The organism is Streptomyces geranii (assembly GCF_002954775.1).
Taxonomy (GTDB): Bacteria; Actinomycetota; Actinomycetes; order Streptomycetales; family Streptomycetaceae; genus Streptomyces; species Streptomyces geranii.
In genome coordinates this window covers 194,796-214,528 of record NZ_PJME01000010.1, presented here as the reverse complement: position 1 = coordinate 214,528, position 19,733 = coordinate 194,796, and the positions used below count along the sequence as shown (strand labels likewise).

Annotated in this window: 17 protein-coding genes; 13 read left to right on the top strand and 4 right to left on the bottom strand. The window is 69.0% G+C overall.

Going from position 1 to position 19,733, the window contains the following annotated elements; all coding sequences use genetic code 11:
- The first annotated feature begins 222 nt into the window (after window positions 1-222).
- The gene (locus CW359_RS17155; protein WP_105970813.1) at window positions 223-675 is read left to right on the top strand and encodes an ASCH domain-containing protein; all 453 of its coding nucleotides are present in this window, start codon (window positions 223-225) and stop codon (window positions 673-675) included.
- Here CW359_RS17155 and CW359_RS17150 read toward each other — a convergent pair whose 3' ends face one another.
- Window positions 676-2,109, bottom strand: a complete 1,434-nt coding sequence (locus tag CW359_RS17150; RefSeq protein ID WP_105970812.1) for an MFS transporter — start codon at window positions 2,107-2,109, stop codon at window positions 676-678.
- Between the two features lie 98 nt (window positions 2,110-2,207).
- Between CW359_RS17150 and CW359_RS17145 the strand changes: the two genes are divergently transcribed.
- The gene (locus tag CW359_RS17145; protein WP_105970811.1) at window positions 2,208-3,197 is read left to right on the top strand and encodes an Lrp/AsnC family transcriptional regulator; all 990 of its coding nucleotides are present in this window, start codon (window positions 2,208-2,210) and stop codon (window positions 3,195-3,197) included.
- Between the two features lie 257 nt (window positions 3,198-3,454).
- Here CW359_RS17145 and CW359_RS17140 read toward each other — a convergent pair whose 3' ends face one another.
- The gene (locus CW359_RS17140) at window positions 3,455-4,879 is read right to left on the bottom strand and encodes a cation:dicarboxylate symporter family transporter (RefSeq protein ID WP_408647489.1); all 1,425 of its coding nucleotides are present in this window, start codon (window positions 4,877-4,879) and stop codon (window positions 3,455-3,457) included.
- Window positions 4,880-5,084: 205 nt separating this feature from the next.
- Between CW359_RS17140 and CW359_RS17135 the strand changes: the two genes are divergently transcribed.
- Both CW359_RS17135 and CW359_RS17130 read left to right on the top strand, forming a co-directional pair.
- Window positions 5,085-6,800: a sensor histidine kinase gene (locus CW359_RS17135; protein WP_105970809.1), complete on the top strand. Its 1,716-nt coding sequence runs from the start codon at window positions 5,085-5,087 to the stop codon at window positions 6,798-6,800.
- The gene (locus CW359_RS17130) at window positions 6,797-7,513 is read left to right on the top strand and encodes a response regulator (RefSeq protein ID WP_105970808.1); all 717 of its coding nucleotides are present in this window, start codon (window positions 6,797-6,799) and stop codon (window positions 7,511-7,513) included. The genes CW359_RS17135 and CW359_RS17130 overlap by 4 nt, the downstream gene beginning before the upstream one ends.
- A gap of 53 nt (window positions 7,514-7,566) precedes the next feature.
- Here the strand turns inward: CW359_RS17130 and CW359_RS17125 are convergent, their stop codons facing one another.
- Window positions 7,567-8,118, bottom strand: coding sequence for a hypothetical protein (locus CW359_RS17125; RefSeq protein ID WP_105970807.1), 552 nt, complete (start codon window positions 8,116-8,118; stop codon window positions 7,567-7,569).
- A 75-nt stretch (window positions 8,119-8,193) separates the two neighbouring features.
- Here CW359_RS17125 and CW359_RS17120 point away from each other — a divergent pair, with 75 nt between their 5' ends.
- Genes CW359_RS17120 through CW359_RS17110 form a run of 3 tightly spaced genes read left to right on the top strand, consistent with a single transcriptional unit; the run spans window position 8,194 to window position 11,298 of the window.
- Entirely contained in the window at window positions 8,194-9,594 is a 1,401-nt protein-coding gene (locus CW359_RS17120) for an extracellular solute-binding protein (RefSeq protein ID WP_105970806.1), read from the top strand.
- The gene (locus tag CW359_RS17115; protein ID WP_105970805.1) at window positions 9,591-10,469 is read left to right on the top strand and encodes a carbohydrate ABC transporter permease; all 879 of its coding nucleotides are present in this window, start codon (window positions 9,591-9,593) and stop codon (window positions 10,467-10,469) included. Before CW359_RS17120 ends, CW359_RS17115 begins: the two co-directional genes overlap by 4 nt.
- Window position 10,470: 1 nt before the next feature.
- Entirely contained in the window at window positions 10,471-11,298 is an 828-nt protein-coding gene (locus tag CW359_RS17110) for a carbohydrate ABC transporter permease (RefSeq protein ID WP_105970804.1), read from the top strand.
- On the opposite strand, the gene CW359_RS17105 is transcribed toward CW359_RS17110, so the two are convergent.
- The gene (locus tag CW359_RS17105) at window positions 11,288-13,330 is read right to left on the bottom strand and encodes a tetratricopeptide repeat protein (RefSeq protein ID WP_105970803.1); all 2,043 of its coding nucleotides are present in this window, start codon (window positions 13,328-13,330) and stop codon (window positions 11,288-11,290) included. The genes CW359_RS17110 and CW359_RS17105 overlap by 11 nt on opposite strands.
- A gap of 74 nt (window positions 13,331-13,404) precedes the next feature.
- Between CW359_RS17105 and CW359_RS17100 the strand changes: the two genes are divergently transcribed.
- From CW359_RS17100 to CW359_RS17075, 6 genes are all read left to right on the top strand, one after another.
- Window positions 13,405-14,289 carry a 5'-methylthioadenosine/S-adenosylhomocysteine nucleosidase family protein gene (locus tag CW359_RS17100; RefSeq protein ID WP_105970802.1) on the top strand — a complete coding sequence of 295 codons (885 nt, stop codon included), beginning with the start codon at window positions 13,405-13,407 and terminating at the stop codon, window positions 14,287-14,289.
- A gap of 46 nt (window positions 14,290-14,335) precedes the next feature.
- The gene (locus CW359_RS17095) at window positions 14,336-16,390 is read left to right on the top strand and encodes a tetratricopeptide repeat protein (RefSeq protein ID WP_332874979.1); all 2,055 of its coding nucleotides are present in this window, start codon (window positions 14,336-14,338) and stop codon (window positions 16,388-16,390) included.
- A 534-nt stretch (window positions 16,391-16,924) separates the two neighbouring features.
- Complete coding sequence (locus CW359_RS17090) at window positions 16,925-17,716, top strand: DUF5753 domain-containing protein (RefSeq protein WP_332874978.1); 792 nt, start codon at window positions 16,925-16,927, stop codon at window positions 17,714-17,716.
- 8 nt (window positions 17,717-17,724) lie between these two features.
- Window positions 17,725-17,916 carry a hypothetical protein gene (locus CW359_RS17085; RefSeq protein ID WP_105970800.1) on the top strand — a complete coding sequence of 64 codons (192 nt, stop codon included), beginning with the start codon at window positions 17,725-17,727 and terminating at the stop codon, window positions 17,914-17,916.
- Window positions 17,917-18,015: 99 nt separating this feature from the next.
- Window positions 18,016-18,435, top strand: a complete 420-nt coding sequence (locus CW359_RS17080) for an SH3 domain-containing protein (protein WP_105970799.1) — start codon at window positions 18,016-18,018, stop codon at window positions 18,433-18,435.
- A 502-nt stretch (window positions 18,436-18,937) separates the two neighbouring features.
- The gene (locus tag CW359_RS17075; RefSeq protein WP_105970798.1) at window positions 18,938-19,642 is read left to right on the top strand and encodes a helix-turn-helix domain-containing protein; all 705 of its coding nucleotides are present in this window, start codon (window positions 18,938-18,940) and stop codon (window positions 19,640-19,642) included.
- The last annotated feature ends 91 nt before the right edge of the window (window positions 19,643-19,733 follow it).

Below are 19,733 nucleotides of genomic sequence, written 5' to 3'. Positions count from 1 at the left end.
TGGATGGGGATGGGGATGGGGATGGGGATATGGGTGCGGATCAGGAATCCGATCGAGAGGCGGGCTTCGATACGGGCTCCGGCCGCAAGCGGGACTCCGGCTCGGGGAAGGGCAACTGACGTGCGGTACCGCACACTTGGCGTCGGCGCTCCGCACCGGGCTGCAGCCGGCGTTTCACCTGACGAACTCGCCTGAAGACGGAGTCGCCCCTACCGTGACCCCATGACACACCCTGACCTCCCGACCGACCTCCCGAAAGCCGAGTTCGCCTTTCCCGGCCCGCTGCGCGATCAGCTCGTCGCCGCGATCCTGGACGGTTCCAAGACGTCCACGACCGGGCTCGTCGTCGACTACGAACACGACGGCGATCCCCTGCCGCAGGTCGGCGACCGGTCGGTGGTCGTCGACTCCGACGACCGGCCGGTCGGGATCATCGAGGTCACGGGCGTACGGGTGGCCCCGCTGGCGGACGTGGACCTCGCGCACGCGCTCGACGAGGGCGAGGGGTACACCGATGTGGCCGACTGGCGAGCTGGTCACGAACGGTTCTGGCACAGCGCGGCGATGCGGGCGGCGCTGGACGACCCCGGTTTCACGGTGGACGACGCGACACCGGCGGTGCTGGAACGCTTCCGCCTGGTGGCGGACCTACGTCCCGGCACAGCGACCGGCTGATCAGCCACCGGTACGGGTAGGGGTAGGGGTACGGGTATCGGTGCTCGCCGCCAGGCGCGCTGCCGCGACCCCCGTGACGGCCAGCAGCCCGAGAGCCGTGCCGAAGGCCGCCTCCGCGCCGCCCAGCACCGTCCCCGCCCGCAGGAACACCCCGCCGAGCAGGGCGACTCCGAGCGTGCCGCCCAACTGCTGTACGGCGTTGAGGAGTCCGGAGGCCGAGCCGGTCTCGTGCGGGCGCACCTGATGCAGGGCGGCGGTGAAGAAGGGGACGACGAACAGCCCCTGGCCCACTCCGCAGACGGCCAGCGCGAGGAGCAGTGGCCAGGAGTAACGGGTCCCGGCGGCAGGGGAGTTGGCGTACGCGGCGATGGCCGCCGCCGCGCCGACCCCGAGGGTGCCGAGGCCGGCGTACATCACCCTTGCCCCGTAGCGCGGCACGAGCCGGCCGCCCGCCGCCAGCGAGGACACGGCCATGGCGGCCGACCATGGCACGAGGGACAGCCCGGCCGCCAACACTCCCACGTGTGCGCCGAGTTGGAGTTGCAGGACGACGACCAGCAGCAGGCCGTTGACGGTGGCGAAGAAGAACAGCGAGGCGACGAGGGCGGCCGGGAAACCCCGGTTGCCGAGGAGGAGGCTCGGTTCGACGAGGGGGCTGCGCGAGTGGCGGGCGCGATGGCGCTGCTGGAGGACGAAGACGCCGAGCAGCAGTACGGCCGGGGGCGCGAACCAGCCCCAACTGCCGCTGGTGATCAGGGGGTACGTCAGCAGGCCCACGGCCGTGCTCACCAGTGCCGTACCGGTGAGGTCGAGGCGGGGGCGGGGGTGAGCCGTGGAACGGTCCTCGGGGAGGAGCCGGGCGGCGGCCAGGACGCCGAGGCCGAGCGGGACGTTGACAAGGAAGGCGGCCCGCCAGGACCCGGCGTGCGTCAGCACGCCGCCCAGCACCGGTCCGCACACGGCGGCCAGGCCCATCACCGGTCCGATGCTGCCCATCGCGCGGGCGAGTCCGTCGCCTTCGTACATGGCCCGGATCAGCCCGACCGTCTGCGGTACGACCAATGCCGCCGCCGCGCCCTGCACGGCTCGCGCGGCGATCAGTACGCCGGCGGAGAGTGCCGCGGCGCAGACCAGCGAGGCGAGGACGAAGCCCGCGACACCGATCCGGAAGATCCGCCGCCGCCCGACGATGTCGCCGAGGCGTCCGCCGGTGATCAGTAGTACGGCGAAGGGGAGGGTGTAGGCGGCGCCGTACCACTGGATGTCCGAGACGGGCCCGCCGAGGCCGGTGTGGATCGCGGGCGCGGCGACGGTCGTGATGGTGGCGTCGAGGAGGTTCATGGCTTCGGCGACGAGAAGGACGACGAGGCCTGCGTGGGTTCGGGTGCGGAGGTGAGGGTGGGTTCGGGCGCTGGTGCTCGTGTTGGTCGGCATGGGGAGGAGAGTGCGCGCGGATGTCGCTCGCCTTCCACGTTCCGCTCGTAGACTGGTGATTTCATCCATGGAATGGCTACGAGCGAGGGATTTCGTCCATGCTCGACGAGATCGACCGGGGTCTGGTGCACGCCCTGCACATCGACGGGCGGGCCCCCTTCGCCCGGATCGGCGCCGTGCTCGGGGTCTCGGCGCAGACGGTCGCCCGGCGTTACCGGCGGCTGCGCGCCGAGGCGGGCCTGCGGGTGGTCGGGCTGGCCTCGCCCGGGCACGCGGGGCAGGTCCAGTGGCTGCTGCGGCTGACGTCGGTGCCGCACAGCGCGCAGGATCTGGCCCGTGCGCTGGCCCGGCGGCCGGACACCTCGTGGGTACGGCTGGCCTCGGGCGGCACGGAGATCCTGGCGATGGTGCGCACCCCGTCGGACGCCTCGGACGGCCACGCCCTGCTGCTCCACGACATCCCGCGTACGGCCGGGATCACGTCGGTGTCGGCGCACAGCGTGCTGCACGTCTATGTGGGCGGGCCGACGACGTGGGGCGGGCGGACGGATGTGTTGACGGAGGAGCAGGTGGGCCAACTGCGCCCGGAGAAGCCGGAGTCGGCACCGGCGGGCCCGCTCCCTCCGTTCGGGGAGACCGACCGGGTCCTCCTCGACGCACTCGCCCACGACGGCCGGGCAGGCCTCGCCGACCTGGCCTCGGCGACCGGCTGGTCCCCCGCGACGGCCGCCCGCAGACTGGCCGAACTACGGTCCTCCGGTGCGCTGTTCTTCGACATCGACCTCAACGACAGTGTGCTGGGGGCCGCTTCGCAGACCCTGCTGTGGATGTCGGTGGAGCCCGCCCATCTGGACCGGGTGGCGCGTGCGCTGGCCGGGCACGGGGAGCTGGCGTTCGTCGCGGCGACGACCGGGCCCATGAACCTGGTGGCCCAGGCGGTGTGCCCGGGTCCGGAGGCGCTGCACACGTACCTGACGCGGAGGCTGGCCCCGCTGCCGGGCATCCACACCCTGGAGACGACACCGGTGCTCCGCACCCTCAAGGCGACGGGCCCGCTGACCCGCTCACCGGTTCACCCCGGTCCGTGAGGCCTGTGCGGAGCCGCTCCGGCGGGGGGCTGGAGAGGCCTGGAGGGGTCTGGAGAGGTCTGGAGGGGCCGGAACAGGAAATGGCCGAGCGGCCAGGCTTCGGGGGAGTGCCTGGCCGCTCGGCGTTTTTCGGGATCCTGGGGCGCTCCGGCGGACCTGCCGGGACGCTCCAGGCGTCGGGGCTGCCCTGCCCGGGCGGCTGGAAGACGGGGGGTCGTCCCAGCCGCCCGGAGTCGGCAGGCAGGCGGGCCGAGAGGTCAGGCCTTGGCCAGTTCCTTCTCGCCGTCCTGCTCGGGGATGTCCGGGGAGTCGGAGTCCGGGCGGGAGTCGTCGTTCTCGTCGATGAGGGTCTTCTCGTCGAACGGGTGGAGGCCGGCGAGGACCTCGTTGACGCGCTCCTTGTCGATCTCCTTGGTCCAGGTACCGATCAGGACCGTGGCGACCGCGTTGCCCGCGAAGTTGGTGAGGGCGCGGGCCTCGCTCATGAAGCGGTCGATGCCGACGATCAGGCCGAGGCCGTCCACCAGGGCGGGCTTGTGCGAGCTGAGGCCGCCGGCCAGGGTCGCGAGACCGGCGCCGGTGACACCCGCCGCGCCCTTCGAGGCGACGAGCAGGAAGAGGAGCAGCGGGATCTGCTCGCTGACCGCCATGGGCGTACCCATCGCGTCGGCGATGAACAGGGACGCCATGGTCATGTAGATCATGGTGCCGTCGAGGTTGAACGAGTAGCCGGTCGGGACGGTGATGCCGACGACGGGCTTGCTGACGCCAAGGTGCTCCATCTTCGCGATGAGCCGCGGCAGCGCCGACTCGGAGGACGAGGTCGACAGGATCAGCAGGAACTCGCGGCCCAGGTACTTGAGGAGCGAGAAGATGTTGAGGCCCGTGAAGATCCTCAGCAGTGCGCCGAGCACGATGAAGACGAAGAGGAAACAGGTGATGTAGAAGGCCAGCATCAGCACGGCGAGCTGCTTGAGCGCGTCGACACCGGCGGACCCGGTCACCGCGGCCATGGCACCGAAGGCGCCGACGGGCGCGGCCCACATCACCATGGCGAGGATGCGGAAGACGAGCCGCTGGATGTGCTCGACACCGCGCAGGATCGGCTGGCCGGTCGAGCCCATGGCCTGGAGGGCGAACCCGACGAAGAGCGCGATGAGCAGCGTCTGGAGGACCTCGCCGCCGGTGAACGCGGAGACGAACGTGGTCGGGATGATCCCGAGCAGGAACTCGGTGGTGTCCTTGGCCTCGGCCGAGACCTGCGCCTGGCCGGTCTCCTTGACGGCGTCGGTCAGCGTCAGACCCGTACCCGGCTCGATGAGGTTGCCGACGACCAGACCGATGCCCAGGGCGACGAACGACATGAGCACGAAGTAGCCGAGCGCGATACCGCCGACCTTGCCGACCTTCGCGGCCTTCCGTACCGAACCGATACCGAGCACGATCGTGCAGAAGATGATCGGGGAGATCATCATCTTGATCAGGTTGACGAAGCCGGTTCCGATCGGCTTCAGCTCGACGGCGAAGTCGGGGGCGATCAGACCCACGGCGATACCGGCGGCCACCGCGGCGATGACCGCGATGTAGAGGTAGTGGGTACGGTCCCGCTTGGCGGCGGGTGCGGCAGGTGCCGTTGAGGATGAGGTGGCCACGGCTGCCCTCCTTGACGTCGTCGTCGGCATCACCGGCGTGCGGCTCACGTCCGGGGGATGGGGAGAAAGTTGTACGGGGGATGCGGTGGTGCTTCGGGGTCGCGGGCTGCGACCGAAAACGGGCCAACGCCCGTGAATCGCGTCCCTGCGATGCCGTGACTATCTAACGGCTTGTGAGGGCGGTCACCCTTCCGTTCATTTAGTTCACGCTTATAAGGCGAGGCAGACTGACAGCATGCGTTTCCCCCGTGTTCCCGGACCCCGCAGCCTGGCCGGCCAGCTCTTCGCGATGCAGGCCGTGCTGATAGCGGTCGTGGTGGCCGGATACGCGCTGTTCACGTACGTCAGCGACCGCAGCCAGGCGGAGGACGCGGCGGGCCGCCAGGCCATGGCCGTGGCGCGTTCGGTGGCGGACGCCCCCTCGGTGCGCGAGGCGATCCGGGACGCCCCCGAACCGACGACACTGCTCCAGCCGTACGCCGTCCAGGTGCAGCGGGACACGGACGTCGACTTCGTCACGATCATGAACCCCGAGGGCATCCGCTGGACCCACCCCGACGAGGCGCAGATCGGTCAGCGCTTCCTCGGGCACCGGGAGCGGGCGCTGCGCGGCGAGTCGTTCACGGAGACCTTCTCCGGCACGCTCGGCCCGTCCGTCCGCGCGGTCACCCCGATCCACGACGGCGACCGGATCGTGGGCCTGGTCAGCGCGGGCATCCGGGTCGAGGAGATCAGCGCCCGGGTCCAGGACCAGGTCACGGCGCTGTTCGGGGTCGCGGCGGGCGCGCTGGCGCTGGGCGCGGTCGGCACGTACGTCATCAACGCGCGCCTGCGCCGCCACACGCACGGGATGAACGCGGCCGAGCTGAGCCGGATGCACGACTACCACCAGGCCGCCCTGCACGCCGTGCGCGAGGGGCTGCTGATGCTGGACGGGCAGTACAAGGTGGCGCTGATGAACGACGGCGGGCGGGAGCTGCTGGGCGTGGCCGGGGAGGGGAACGTCGTCGGCCGGTCGGTGGCCGAGCTGGGGCTGCCCGCGCCGCTGACGGGCGCGCTGCTGTCGGCCGAGCCGCGCGTCGACGAGGTGCATCTGACGGCCGACCGTGTACTGGTCGTCAACACGTCGCCGGTGTCGAGCGGCGAGCGCAGAGGCACGGTGGTGACCTTGCGCGATGTCACGGAACTGCAGTCCCTGATGGGCGAGTTGGACTCGGAACGCGGCTTCACCCAGGCGCTGCGCTCGCAGGCGCACGAGGCGGCGAACCGCCTCCACACGGTCGTCTCGCTGATCGAACTGGACCGGGCGGAGGAGGCGGTGGACTTCGCGACCGCCGAACTGGAACTGGCCCAGGCGCTCACCGACCAGGTGGTCGCGGCGGTCAGCGAGCCGGTGCTGGCCGCCCTGCTGCTGGGCAAGACGGCGCAGGCGAACGAGCGGGGCGTGGAGCTGGTGGTCTCGGAGGACAGCTGCCTGGACGACGGCCTCCTCCCCGACACGCTCCCCGCCCGCGACCTGGTCACCATCCTGGGCAACCTCATCGACAACGCGGTGGACGCGGCCCAGGGCGGCGGGGAGGCGGGCACGGGCGCCTCGCGGGTGACGGTGACGGCCCTCACGGAGGACTCCCTGCTGGTGCTGCGCGTCTCGGACACGGGCGCGGGCGTCGACCCGGCGCACACCGAGGCGGTCTTCCAGCGGGGCTTCACCACCAAGCCGGCGGGCCCGGGCGGCCGGGGCCTGGGTCTCGCGCTCGTACGGCAGGCGGTGGCCCGGCACGAGGGGACGCTGAGGGTGTCGGAGGCGCCCGGGGGCGGGGCGGAGTTCGAGGTACGGCTGCCGTTGCCTAAGGTGGCGGCGCCGCCGGGGGCCGCGTCGCCGGTCAATACCCCTACGGTGGCGTCGGCGAACGCTCCCGCTGAGCCCGCCCTGCCTGGAGGCGACGTATGACCGACCCCAGAGACACGAAACGCAGAGACACGACGACCGACCCCATCCGCGTGCTCGTCGTGGAGGACGACCCGGTCGCCGCCGACGCGCATGTCATGTACGTGGGCCGGGTGCCCGGGTTCACGGCCGTAGGCAAGGCGCACACGGGCGCGGAGGCGCGACGCGCGCTGGACCGTACGCCGGTGGACCTGCTCCTCCTCGACCTGCACCTCCCGGACGGACACGGCTTGCAGCTGGCCCGCTCACTCCGCGCGGCCGGCTATCACGCGGACGTCATCGCGGTGACGTCGGCGCGGGACCTGGCGGTGGTGCGAGAGGGGGTGTCGCTGGGCGTCGTCCAGTACGTACTGAAACCCTTCACCTTCGCGACCCTGCGTGATCGCCTGATCCGGTACGCCGAGTTCCACGCGTCGGCGGGCGAGGCGAGCGGCCAGGACGAGGTCGACCGCGCCCTGGCGACCCTGCGCGCCCCCGGCCCCGCCGCGCTCCCGAAGGGCCTGAGCGCCCCCACCCTGGAACGCGTGACGCTGACCCTGCGGGCCAGCACGGAGGGCCTGACGGCGGCCGGGGTCGCCGAGGAGGTCGGCATCTCGCGCATCACGGCCCGCCGGTACCTGGAGCACCTGGTGGACGCGGGCCGGGCGGCGCGGGCACCGCAGTACGGGCAGGTGGGCCGGCCGGAGCTGCAGTACAGGTGGGTGCGCGGGCAGTAGCACCAGGGTGCCAGGGCTGATGTAGCACTCAGGTACCTGGACGGGAGTGGTACTCAGGTGCTGGGACGGGAGTAGGCGACCATCTGGGCGGCGAGCCCGGCGACCGCGAGGGCCTCGACGACGGAGAAGACGAGGAGCCCTGCGCCTCCGGTGTCACCGGCGCCCCAGTAGACGGTGAGGCCGGCGAGCGGGACGAGGCAGAAGGCGAGCAGATCCACGGCGAGTTGGACGGCCTTGCGGGACCGCCGCCGGGCGTCGGAGCGATGGGCGACCTCCCAGCCGAAGGACGTCTGCGTCCCGGCGAGTTGGGCGAGCCGGGGCCCCAACTCCCCCCGTACATAAGCTCCGATGGCGGAGATCTTCTCGTCGTTGACGAGATAGGTCCAGCCGAGGACGACGCACACGGGCGGCAGCGCGAGCAGCATGGCGGGCCGCCCGGCCTGCACGGCGGCGGCGATGACGGCGGCGACGACGGTGAGGGTGACGTAGAGAAGGTTGTCCCGGAAGCCGATACGGGTCTTCTGCTCGTCCTTGAGGACCGTGTACTCGGCGAGCAGCAACTGCCCGAGGGTGACGTCCGCGGGCGACTGCGACGACTCCGGCACGGTTCTTCCTTCCCATGGCCAAGTGGGCTTACGTTCACCGAGCAGCCATACAGGCTTTCAGGCCCGTAGGAGGTCGTGCTCGTGCGCCCCACCGCAGCCCGCACAACTACCCCATTATCCCTGTTCGTTGCCGCAGCCCTCACCCTCGCCGCCGGTTCCCTCACGGCCTGCGGCGGCGGCTCCGGCAGCGACCCGGACACGGTGAGGATCTCCTTCAAACAGTCGACGGACAACTCCGTCAAGGTGATGGACACGTATCTCGCGGACATCAAGAAGCAGTTCGAGAACGAAAACCCGGGCAAGAAGGCGGAGTTGGTGCCGATCAAGGCGCCGGACTCGGAGTACTACACCAAGGTCCAGCAGATGCTCCGCTCCCCCAAGACGGCCCCCGACCTGGTGTACGAGGACACGTTCCTCATCAACTCGGACATCACCAGCGGGTACTTGAAGCCGCTCGACGCCTACCTCGCGAAGTGGCCGGCCTGGAACCAGTTCATCGACACGGCGAAGACGGCGGCGAGGGCGGAGGACGGCAAGACGTACGGAGTCCCGGACGGCACGGACACGCGGGGTCTGTGGTTCGACAAGGCGATCTTCAAGAAGGCGGGCCTGCCCGAGACTTGGCAGCCGAGGACGTGGGAGGAGGTGCTGTCGGCGGCCCGCAAGATCAAGGAGAAAGTACCGGACGTCATCCCGCTGAACGTCTACACGGGCAAGCCGGCGGGCGAGGCGGCGACGATGCAGGGCTTCGAGATGCTGCTGTACGGCACGGGGACCGAGGGCGGCCCGGACCCCCTGTACGACACGGCGTCGAAGAAGTGGATCGCGGGAAGCCGGCCCTTCAAGGACGCGCTGACGTTCGTCGAGACGGTGTACGAGGAGAAGCTGGGCCCGGACGTGTCGGACGCGTTGGACCCGAACATCGCGACCCGTGTCCGGGGCGAGTGGCTCCCCCAGGGCAAGCTGGGCATCAACCTCGACGGCTCCTGGCTCCCACAGGACTGGCTGCCGGGCAGCGGCCACGAATGGCCGGACTGGTCAAGGAAGTTGGGCCTGGCGGCGATGCCGACGCAGACCGGCCAGGCACCGGGCAGGGTGAGCATGTCGGGCGGCTGGACCTGGGCGATCCCGTCGAAGGCGGCCAACCCGGACCTGGCCTTCGAGTTCATCAGGACGATGCAGACGAAGGCGAACGCCCAGAAGTGGTACGTGGCCAACTCGGGCATAGCGGTACGGAAAGACGTGGCGGCCGACCCGTCCTACGTCGACGCCCAACCCGGCATCAGGTTCTTCACGGACCTGGTCGCGAGCACGCACTACCGCCCGGCGTATCCGGCGTACCCGAAGGTCTCGACGGCGATCCAGGAGGCGATGGAGGGCGTGACGACGGGGGACGCGTCGGTGGAGGAGGCGGCGAGCGCGTACGACGAGGCGTTGAAGGCGGCGACGGACGACCAGGTCGTAGAGAAGCGGTGAGGGCAGCAGGACGTCCCCTGTCCCGAACGCTGACTCGGGCGCTTCCGGTCACTCCGGCGGTGGTCCTGCTCGTCCTCTTCCTCGCGGGCCCGATCGCGTACTGCGCGTACATCGCCTTCACGGACCTCCAGTTGACGGGCCAGGCGGAGTCGTCGTTCATAGGCTTCGAGAACTTCCGAACGGCGTTCAAGGACAAGGCGTTCCTGAACGCGGTATGGCTGACGCTGGTGTTCACAGTCCTGTCGTCACTGCTGGGCCAGAACACACTGGGCCTGGCACTGGCCGCGTTGATGCAACGGGCGTCGAAGCCGGTACGGACGCTGGTGGGCGGGATCGTGATCACGGCGTGGGTGCTGCCGGAGGTGGTGGCGGGCTTCCTGCTGTACGCCTTCTTCAGACGGGAGGGCACGCTGAACGCGATCCTGGCCTGGCTCCACCTCCCCTCCCAGAACTGGCTGTTCACGCTGCCGATCCTGGCGGTGTCGTTCGCGAACGTGTGGCGGGGGACGGCGTTCTCGATGCTGGTGTACTCGGCGGCGCTGAACGAGATCCCGAAGGAGATAACGGAGGCGGCGGAGATGGACGGCGCGGGCGGCTGGCGCCGGATGTGGCACATCACGCTGCCGATGATCCGCCGCTCGATCGGCACGAACCTGATGCTGAACACGCTGCAGACGCTGTCGGTGTTCGGCCTGATCTGGGTGATGACGAGGGGCGGCCCGGGAAACAGAAGCCAGACGCTGCCGCTGTTCATGTACGAACAGGCCTTCCAGAAAAGCATGATCGGCTACGGCACGGCGGTGGCACTGCTGTTGCTGGTGGTGGGCTCGCTGTTCTCGGTGGTGTACATGCGACTGCTGCGAACGGAGGTGTGAGATGCCGTCCCGGCGTGCGCATCGAAGGGTGGCGGCGGACGCGGGCTTGCTGGTGGTCGCGGCGGCGTTCGTACTCCCGCTGGCGTGGGTGCTGCTGTCCGCCGTCGACCCACACGCGGACCTGCGGGTGAGGGTCCCGGACGGCTTGACCCTGGGCAACTTCGACGCGGTACTGACCCCGGACGTCACGTTCACCCCGCTGCTGAACAGCCTGGTGCTGTGCGGAAGCGGGACACTGCTGACGGTGGCGTGCGCGGCACTGGCGGCGTACCCGCTGTCGCGGTTCAGGTCGCGCTTCAACCGCCCGTTCCTGCTGACGATCCTGTTCGCGACGTGTCTGCCGATCACGGCGATCATGGTGCCGGTGTACGCGCTGTTCGTGCGGGTGAACCTGATCGACACGATGCAGGGCACGATTTTATTCTTCGCGGCGTCTCAACTCCCGTTCGCGGTATGGCTGATGAAGAACTTCATGGACGGCGTCCCGAGGGAACTGGAGGAGGCGGCGTGGACGGACGGGGCGTCCGCATTCCAGTCGCTGACACGGATCGTGCTGCCGCTGATGGGTCCGGGGGTGGCGGTGGTGACCGTCTTCTCGTTCGTGATGATGTGGGGCAACTTCTTCGTCCCGTTCATGTTGCTGCTTTCGCCGGATCAGATGCCGGCGAGCGTGAGCATCAATGATTTCTTCGGGAATCGGGGGACGGTTGTTTATGGGCAGTTGGCTGCGTTTTCGGTTGTTTATTCGACGCCGGTGATTTTGTTGTATGTGGTGGTGGCGGGGAGGGTGGGGAGTGGGTTTGCTTTGGGTGGGGCTGTCAAAGGGTGAGAGCCTCGGCCTGGGCACGGACATCGGCGGCTGCGGTGGGATCGTTGGCTCGGGTGTAGGCGTCTGCAGCTTGGCGGTAGTAGGCACTGGCTTCCCTGGGGCAATCGTTCTCCTCATAGGTGAAGGCCAGATTCTCCAAGGTCACACCTGCCCCGTACCAGTCGTCGAACTCGGCGCAAATCTCCATCGACTTGCCGCATGCCTCGATCGCTTCCGCCATCCGACCCGCCTGGCACAGGGCACTGCCGAGGTTGTTCCACGCCACGCCTTCGAGATGGCGGTCCCCTGCCGCCTGGAGCACGCCGAGAACGCGGGTGAAGGCATCGACCGCCTCCTCCATCCGACCCGCCTGCCACAAGGTATAGCCGAGGTCGGTCAACGCTTCGGCTTCGCGGCAGTGCTCCCGCCCCTGGTGTGGGTCGTGGGCACTGGTGATTGCCTCTATCGCGTCCTCGGGAGCCGGAAAAAGGCCGAGGCAACGGCTTAGGGCGTCGACCGCCTCCATCCCACGGCCCGCTGCCATCATGGCCCTGCCGAGGTTGATCCACGCGGCGGCCTCGCTGCGGTGGTCCCCGACGCTGTGCGCAACCTCCTGGACCACGCGCTCGACGGTGATCAGGTCATCGAAGTACCGCCGCCACTCCAAATACACATGCAGACGTGCGGCCAACGCCACTGCGCTGCGCGCGTACCGCTCCTCGCCCGCCCACTGCACCGCAGCCACCAACCCCGCCCGTTCCCCGTCGAGCCAAGCCAAAGCCTGCCCGCGGTCCACGAACCGATCCGGCTCCGCCGCCCCGGGCAACCAGCGCAACCGAGCATCCGCCGCTCCCGCCCACTTGGAGTAGAAATCAAGAACCCGCCCCCGCGCCTCTTCCCCCTCCTTCCGCAGCTCTGCATCTGCCGCCACCACGCCCAACCCGAACTCCCGCACCAAGTCGTGCAACCGCCATCGCCCGCGCCCGCTCCCGCGTTCGATGAGATGGGCACGTGACAACGCGTTCACAACATGGGCCGGTGCGGTGTCCGCCCCGAACAGGACCGCAACAACCTCGGTGGTCACCTCGGGTCCCGGTGCAAGGGCCAGTAGCCGAAGCAAGCGAGCCTGCTCAGGCAGGAGGCGCCGGTACGACAAATGGAAGGCAGCCCGAACACTCCGCTCACTGTCATCAAGGTGAACCAGACGGTCACCGGAATCGCGCAGTTCCGCGGCGAGTTCAGCAATGGGCTTGTCAGGGTCAAGCACCAGCAACGCCGCCGCGATCTGCAGGGCCAGCGGCAGATGTCCGCAGAGCGCGGCCAGGTGTGCGGCTTCCTCGGAGTCGTCCGTGATACGCCTGTCGGCGGGGTGAGCGATCCTCAGGGCACGGTCGAGCAACTCGCATGCCTCCTCTGGCGTCAGCTCATCCAACGCAATTAGCCGGGCGGCCAGTTGGGGTAGCCGGTCACGAGACGTGACCAGCACTCGATGCCCGGCGCCGCCGGGTAGAAGAGGCCTCACCTGAGCGGGCGAAGACGCGTTGTCGGCCAGGATCAGCACCGCCCCCTGCTCCTGGGCACGGCGAGCGAGGGCCGAGCGGTAGAGCGCACCTCGCGCGTCCAGCCCGACCGGAATGTGTTCCGGCTCCGTGCCCAGTGCCCGAAGCAGCACCTCCAGCACCAGGTTCCCAGTGACAGGTTCCTCGTCGTACCCGTGCAGGTCGACAAAGAGCACCCCACCCGGAAACCAGCCTTTCCCACACGCCTCGTACCCCGCCTGTACAGCGAGTGCGGTCTTGCCGATTCCACCGAGCCCGGAGACGGCCGCGACGAGTACCGCCTCCGGCGCGTCGGTGGACTTGGCCGGATCGAACGCATCCAACAGCTCCCGGAGTTCAACCTCCCGCCCGGTGAAGCCGACGGCCCGTGCGGGCAGCGCGTCCAGCGCGCTAGGCGCCGGCGCATGCTCGCGGTACACGGCCTTGGCCGTCACCGAACCGGCGACATTCGCACCCCGCAGATCGATGTGGTCCCCGCCGTACTCGGTCGCCATCGTGCCGTCCGTCCCCCGTGCCGCCTTCGCACATCAAGTGACATAACGGTACGCCCGCCAAGTACCGTAGAAGCGTGCCGGAGACAAAGAGAACCGTTACCGTCCTCACCGCGCTGTCGCTGGAGTACGACGCCATGCGGGAGCACCTCACGGACATCGAGACGCTCACCCACCCGCGCTACGGAACCAAGGCCAAGCGCGGCCAACTCCCCGGCACACCCTGGCAGGTGGTCCTCGTCAACATGGGCGAAGGCACCCTCACGGCAGCCACCCTCACCGAGCGCGTACTGACATGGCTGGACCCCGAGGCCGTACTCCTCGTCGGTGTCGCGGGCGGTCTCAAGGACGACATCGGGATCGGCGACGTCGTGATCGCGACGAAGGTGTACTCGATCCACGGAGGCAAGCAGACCCCCGAGGGTTTCCTGGTCCGCCCGGAGGCATGGAAGGCCTCGCACCGCCTGGAGCAGGCGGCCAAGGAGGCACTGGGCGGCGGCAGGGCGGCGGACTTCCGGACGGACTTCCGGACGCACTTCAAGCCGATCGCCGTCGGAGACGTGGTCCTCACCGACCAGAAGTCCGCACTGGCCCGGCACATCCACACGCACTACAACGACGCCGTGGCCATCGAGATGGAGAGCACCGGCGTCGCCAACGCGGTCCATCTCGCCGGTGAGGCGGGCGCGTTGATCATCCGAGGCATCAGCGACAAGGCCGACCCGGACAAGTCCGAGGCGGACAAGGGGGGTTCGCAGCCCCGGGCCGCAGGAAACGCGGCAGCGGCGGCCGTTGCCGTACTCCGCGAGCTGGTCCCGAAGCAGACCACCGACCCCCAGGAGGGTCCCTTTCGCGGCGAACGGTACGGCGGGGACCACTTCGACTTCCGGGACAGCACGTTCAACGGTTCCTTCGTGGCGAAGTTCGTCGGCCACCGCCCCGGCGACGAGGACGGCAGGTAGCCAGGACGCCGGCCTCGGCGGAGGCCACGCGCACGGCCCGGTACCGGTGGCGACGGCCACGCTCCCGCCGCGCCCGCTGGGCTTCACCGGCCGCACGGCGGAGCTGGCCCGCCTGCTGCCCCACCTGGCACCCGACCCGACGGGCGCCGCCGCGCACCCCCTCCTCATCTTCGTCGTCACCGGCATGGGCGGCATCGGCAAGACGGCCTTGGCGATCGAGACGGCGCACAAGGCGTGTGCGGCGGAGTGGTTCCCTGGTGGGACCTTGTTCGTAGACCTACAGGGTTACGACGACAACCCGGTGACGGCGGATCAGGCGGTGCTGGCGCTGCTCGACGCGCTCGGAGTACGGGGAGCGGACCTGCCGACGACGGCAGCACGCCAGTACGCCACCTACCACGCACTCCTCGCCGGGCGCCGGGACCGCATGCTGCTGATCCTGGACAACGCCTCGGACCCGGCCCAGTACCTCCCCCTGCTGCCCGGCACGGACAGACACCGGGTACTGATCACATCCCGGGACCGCCCGGACTCCCTCACCGGCGTCCGCCTCATCGACCTGGAAACACTCCCGGAGGACGACTCGGTCGCCCTCATCACCCGAGCCCTCCACGACGCAGACGAACGCGACGACCGCCCAGCACGCGAACCGGACGCCTTGCACGAACTGACCGCCCTCTGCGGCCACTTGCCCCTGGCCCTGCAGATCGCCGCCGCGATGCTGCGACGGCGGTGGTCGCGCGGGATCGCTTCCCTGGTGGCCGAGATCAAGGAAGCCGAGGACCCGACGGTCGCACTGGACAACGGCAATCGCGGCACCGACCAGTACGGCCGGCCCCTCGTCCTGCGCCCGGTCCTGGAGACCTCGTACCGCCGTCTCCCACCCGACCAGGCCCGTCTGCTGCGCTTGCTCGCCCTCGCTCCCGGCAGGGAGACCGGCACAGACGCGGTCGCGGCCTTGGCCGACCTCGACACGGAAGCCACCGTGCGCCGCTTGGAGGACCTGGCCGCCTCATGCCTCGTCACGCCGATTCGCGCCGACGAAGGTTCAGCCAATGGGGTGCGATGGCGGTTGCACGACTTGGTGCGGGCGTACGCAGCAGGTGTGGCGGCAAGCTGTCCGCGGCTGGTGGCTGAAGGGGCGGCTGCCCGGGCAAGGGTGCTGGAGTTCTATCGTTTGTGTGCGCTGGACGCTGACGCTCTCCTCCGTGCTTCGGAAGAGAGACCCGTTCCTGGTCGCTTTGCCAACCGACGGGAGGCACTGGCATGGCTGGACAGGGAGCGAGCCGCTCTGGTGGGCGCTGTCCAGTGGGCGCGAGAGGAGCCGTACAGTCCCGCTGCGGTCCGCTTGGCCTTGCACTTGATGGGGTACAACCTGGACTGGCGGCGATACTGCCATGACTGGATCGCCATAAGCCGCCCTGCCTGCCAAGCCGCCTACCGGCTAGGTGACCAGGTTTCCGCAGCCCGCATACTGAACAGTCTGGGCTTCGCTCTGCGAGAACTGGGCCACATAAAACAGGCCATGGCCGCTCATACGCGCGCCGGCGAGCTATACCAGACCGCTGACGACGCGCGCGGTGAAGCCAAGGCATGGAACAACATCGGGTTGTGCTTGTTGGCACTTGGCGAGGTGGAGGAGGCGATCGAGGCCCTCACTCATTCGTGGATAATTCACCACGACACCGAATATCTCACCGGAGAAGCTACGGCTCTCCTAAATCTCGGCAATGCCTTTTCTGCAGCCAATCGCCCAACGGAGGCGATAGACGCCTACATCCGTGCAATCGAGCTGCACCATGCCAATGGTGATTTCATTGATGAAGCCAGGAGTTGGAGCAACCTCGGCATCACCCAGAAGGAAACAGGTCATTTCGCCGAGGCGGTTGAATGTTACCTAAGAGCCCAGAAAATCTACCGGGATTTCGGAAACTGGCAGGGCGTAGGCGAAACGTACGCCAATCTTGCAATCGCCCACGCGTCAGTCGGCCGCCACGCCGAATCCCGTATTCTCGGATTCCAATCCGCCGCCGCTTACATCCAAGCCGGCGACACGGTCAACGCCGACAAAGTCCGCGCCTGGGCCGAGGAGCAGCGATAGCTCCGCCCTCGTCACCCAACCTCCACAATCCCCCGCTCCCCCCCCTCCGGGGCAGCACGCACAAGCCGTCAACTCCCCCACCACCTGCACCGCCACATCCGTCATCCCCTCCACCCCATGTGCCTGAAGAACAACCCGAACAGCAGCCCGGGCAACCCACGAACTCACCGCCTCCGCAGGCAGGGTGAAGCCGTACGTGAGCGTGTCCGGAGTGGGCGGCGGCACCTCCGGCAGGTCGGTCGGGACGAGACAGGCCGAGGTGGTGAGCGGTGAGGACATGACGAACTCCCTTTCCGGGACGCGGGCAGGCTCGCGTGATGCACTTCCGGGCGATGTCGGGCCGTAAGCGACCGGTGACCAAACGTAGCTCACAAGTCGGAGTACACGTACTACTCTTCGCGGAAGTCCCAGGTGGACCAGGGACGCGCCACGGCGGCAGACTGACCCCGTCACACAGCCGAACGGGAGGGACGCATGCCGCCGAGGAGCAAGCCGACGGAGCGTCAGAGGCGGTTGGGCGCGGAGTTGCGCAGGATGCGCACCTCTGCCGGGATCAAGACCGAGCACGCCGCCCGGCTGCTGAACGTCCCCCGCACCAACGTGCCCAACATGGAGTCCGGCCGCTCCGGCCTCAGCCCCGACCGCGTACGCACTCTCGCCGCCAACTACAGCTGCACGGACGAGGAGTTCGTCGAGGCACTCGCCGTCATGGCCGCCGAACGCGAGAAGGGCTGGTGGGAGGAGTACCGGGGGCAACTCCCCGACGGCTTCCTCGACATCGCCGAGATGGAATGGCACTCCGCACGACTGCGCATCACCGTCAGCGTGCATCTGCCCGGACTGCTCCAGACCGAGGACCACGCCCGCGCGGTGTTCAAGGCCGTGATCCCACCCCTGCTCACCTCCGCCGCCGACACCCGCCTGGCGCACCGGGTCGACCGGCAGCAAGTGCTCGACCGGCCGGAACCCCCGGCCCTCGACGTCATCCTCCATGAGGCCGCACTCCGTATGGAGTTCGGCGGATCCTCCGTCGCCAAGCGACAGTTGGAGCACCTGCTGCACGCGTCCGAACGCGAGGCCGTGACGATACGCGTCATCCCGTTCAAGGCGGGCGGCTTCCCCGGCGCCGGACAGTCCGTCGTCTACGCCGAGTCGAGCGTCCCCCGCCTCGACACCGTGGAACTCGACAGCACGCACGGCCCGGAGTTCATCGACACCGAGGCCCAACTCGGCAAGTACCGAGCCCACTTCGACGCGGCCGAAGCCGTCGCACTCGCCCCCGCGCCCTCACGGGACTTCATCCGCGCCCTCGCCAACGGCCTCTAGGAGACCCCGTGCCCGACATCACCTGGGAAGACCCCTACTGCGGCGAAGGCGCCAACTGCTTTCGCATAGGCACCGACCCCCACAACAACGCCTACATAGCCATCGCAGGCCAGGAAGACACCTACCTCACCGACACCCGAGAAGCCCTCCGCACCCTCATCCAGGACATCAAGGCCGGCAAAGCAGACCACCTCCTCTGATGTTCCTTCGCTCCGCGCTCATACGGCACGGCATGCGCACCCGTCCATCCGGTAGTGAGGGCGACGCACCTGCCCGACCGCGAGTCCGAAGGAGACGACATGTCCAACAAGCCAGCGAAGCGTGGTGCCCGACTCGGCGGCGCCGCCGCGGCGGCCGTGCTCTGCGCGCTCGGCATGACGCTGAGCGCCGCGCCCGCCCAGGCCGCTGCCGAACAGCGGGCCGCAGGCCCGGTGTTCACCACCTGGGCGACGGATGTGAACGTCCGTCGGGACCCGAACCCGGGCTTCCGCTGCCCAGAGTTCCCCTCCCCCGGCAACTGCCCGCAGGTGGTCGGCAAGGCGCAGCCGGGCGACCAGCTCGAAGTGACCTGCCAGACACGGGGCGAGACGGTCGGCGGCAATCCGAACTGGGTCTTCGTGGACAACCACACCCGGGGTTTCTACGGATGGATGGCGAGCTACTTCATCTCGCACCCGGACAACTGGCTGCCCGGCGTCCCCCAGTGCTACGGGCCGTGACACACCGGCCGCACACCTCTGCCCTCGTCGACCAGCACCTCGACCTGAAACGGCTCCCCGTCTACCCCAAAAAACACACGCCCCACTCCCCTACGAACCGCACCACAGGCACCAGCCAAGGCGACCGCACAGTTCGCGCCGCCCCTACTCGCCGGTCACGTGACCCTCCAGGCCCCGACCCCCACCACACCCACCGCACTCACCTTCGACACCCGCCCACAGAACCGACACCCACCCGGCACCCCACCCGCCCGCCAACTCCTCGCGCATATGCCCCACCACCTTGCCATTCGCACGGTCGAACACCACGAACAGCCCTCCCCCGCCCACACACCCGCCACCGCCGGCCGACCCGGGAACCCCCTCACCCACCCCCCGACCACCACCCCGAACCGTAGTTTCCTACAATCCGTAATTGTGGCCGAACAGAACGTAGTCACCGCCGCCCCGCACCCCTAGCTTGTGGCGCGTGCGCCGACCTCCAGTTCCGCCCCCACTGCCCATGCCGCCCACCCCACCGAACCCGCCCTTCGACGCCCACGCCGCCCGCAGACTCCGTATCGCCCTCGGCATGGGCCCCGAACACGTCGCCTACGGAATGCGCGTGTCGTACGGACTGCCGTACATCACGCCCGACCATGTGATCGCCTGGGAACAGGGCGTCATGGCCCCCGGCAACAGCGAACTCACCGCACTCGCGGGCGTGTTGTGGTGTGCGCCCTGTGAACTCGTCGGCCGTCCCCGCACCTTGCGCGAGCACCGTGCCGCGCGCAATCTCACCGCCGAGGACGTCGCCCACGCCGTCGGGCTCGAACTCCTCGTCTACGTACGGATGGAGGAGACCGGCGAATGGCGCGGCACCGAGCGGCAGTCCGCGATCCTCGCCGAGGTGCTCGCCCTCTCGCTCGCCGACTTCATCACCCTCACCGGCCTCGACGGCAAGCTCGCCGGCCTGCTGCGCAGCGCGGTCACGACGCGCTGGCAGGCGTACGTCCGCCCCGTCAACAAGATGGTCCCGCTGAACCGCCGGCTGCTCGAAGGCATCCTGCAAGAGCTGCACCGCTACTACCAGGGGCAGCTCGCCGCCACCCTCACCTGGTCGGACGGCGCCGCCGCCACCGAGGCGAGCCACACCGGACGCGACTTCCTCGACCGGATCGTCGAGCACTTCTGGACGCGGGTCGACAGCAACACCCCACCGCCGTAAGCCCCATGAGTCTCATGAGCCCCATGAGCGCCATGAGTCTCACAAGCCTCGTGAGCCCCGACTCGTAAGGTCCGGCCCGCCCGTGCTCAGC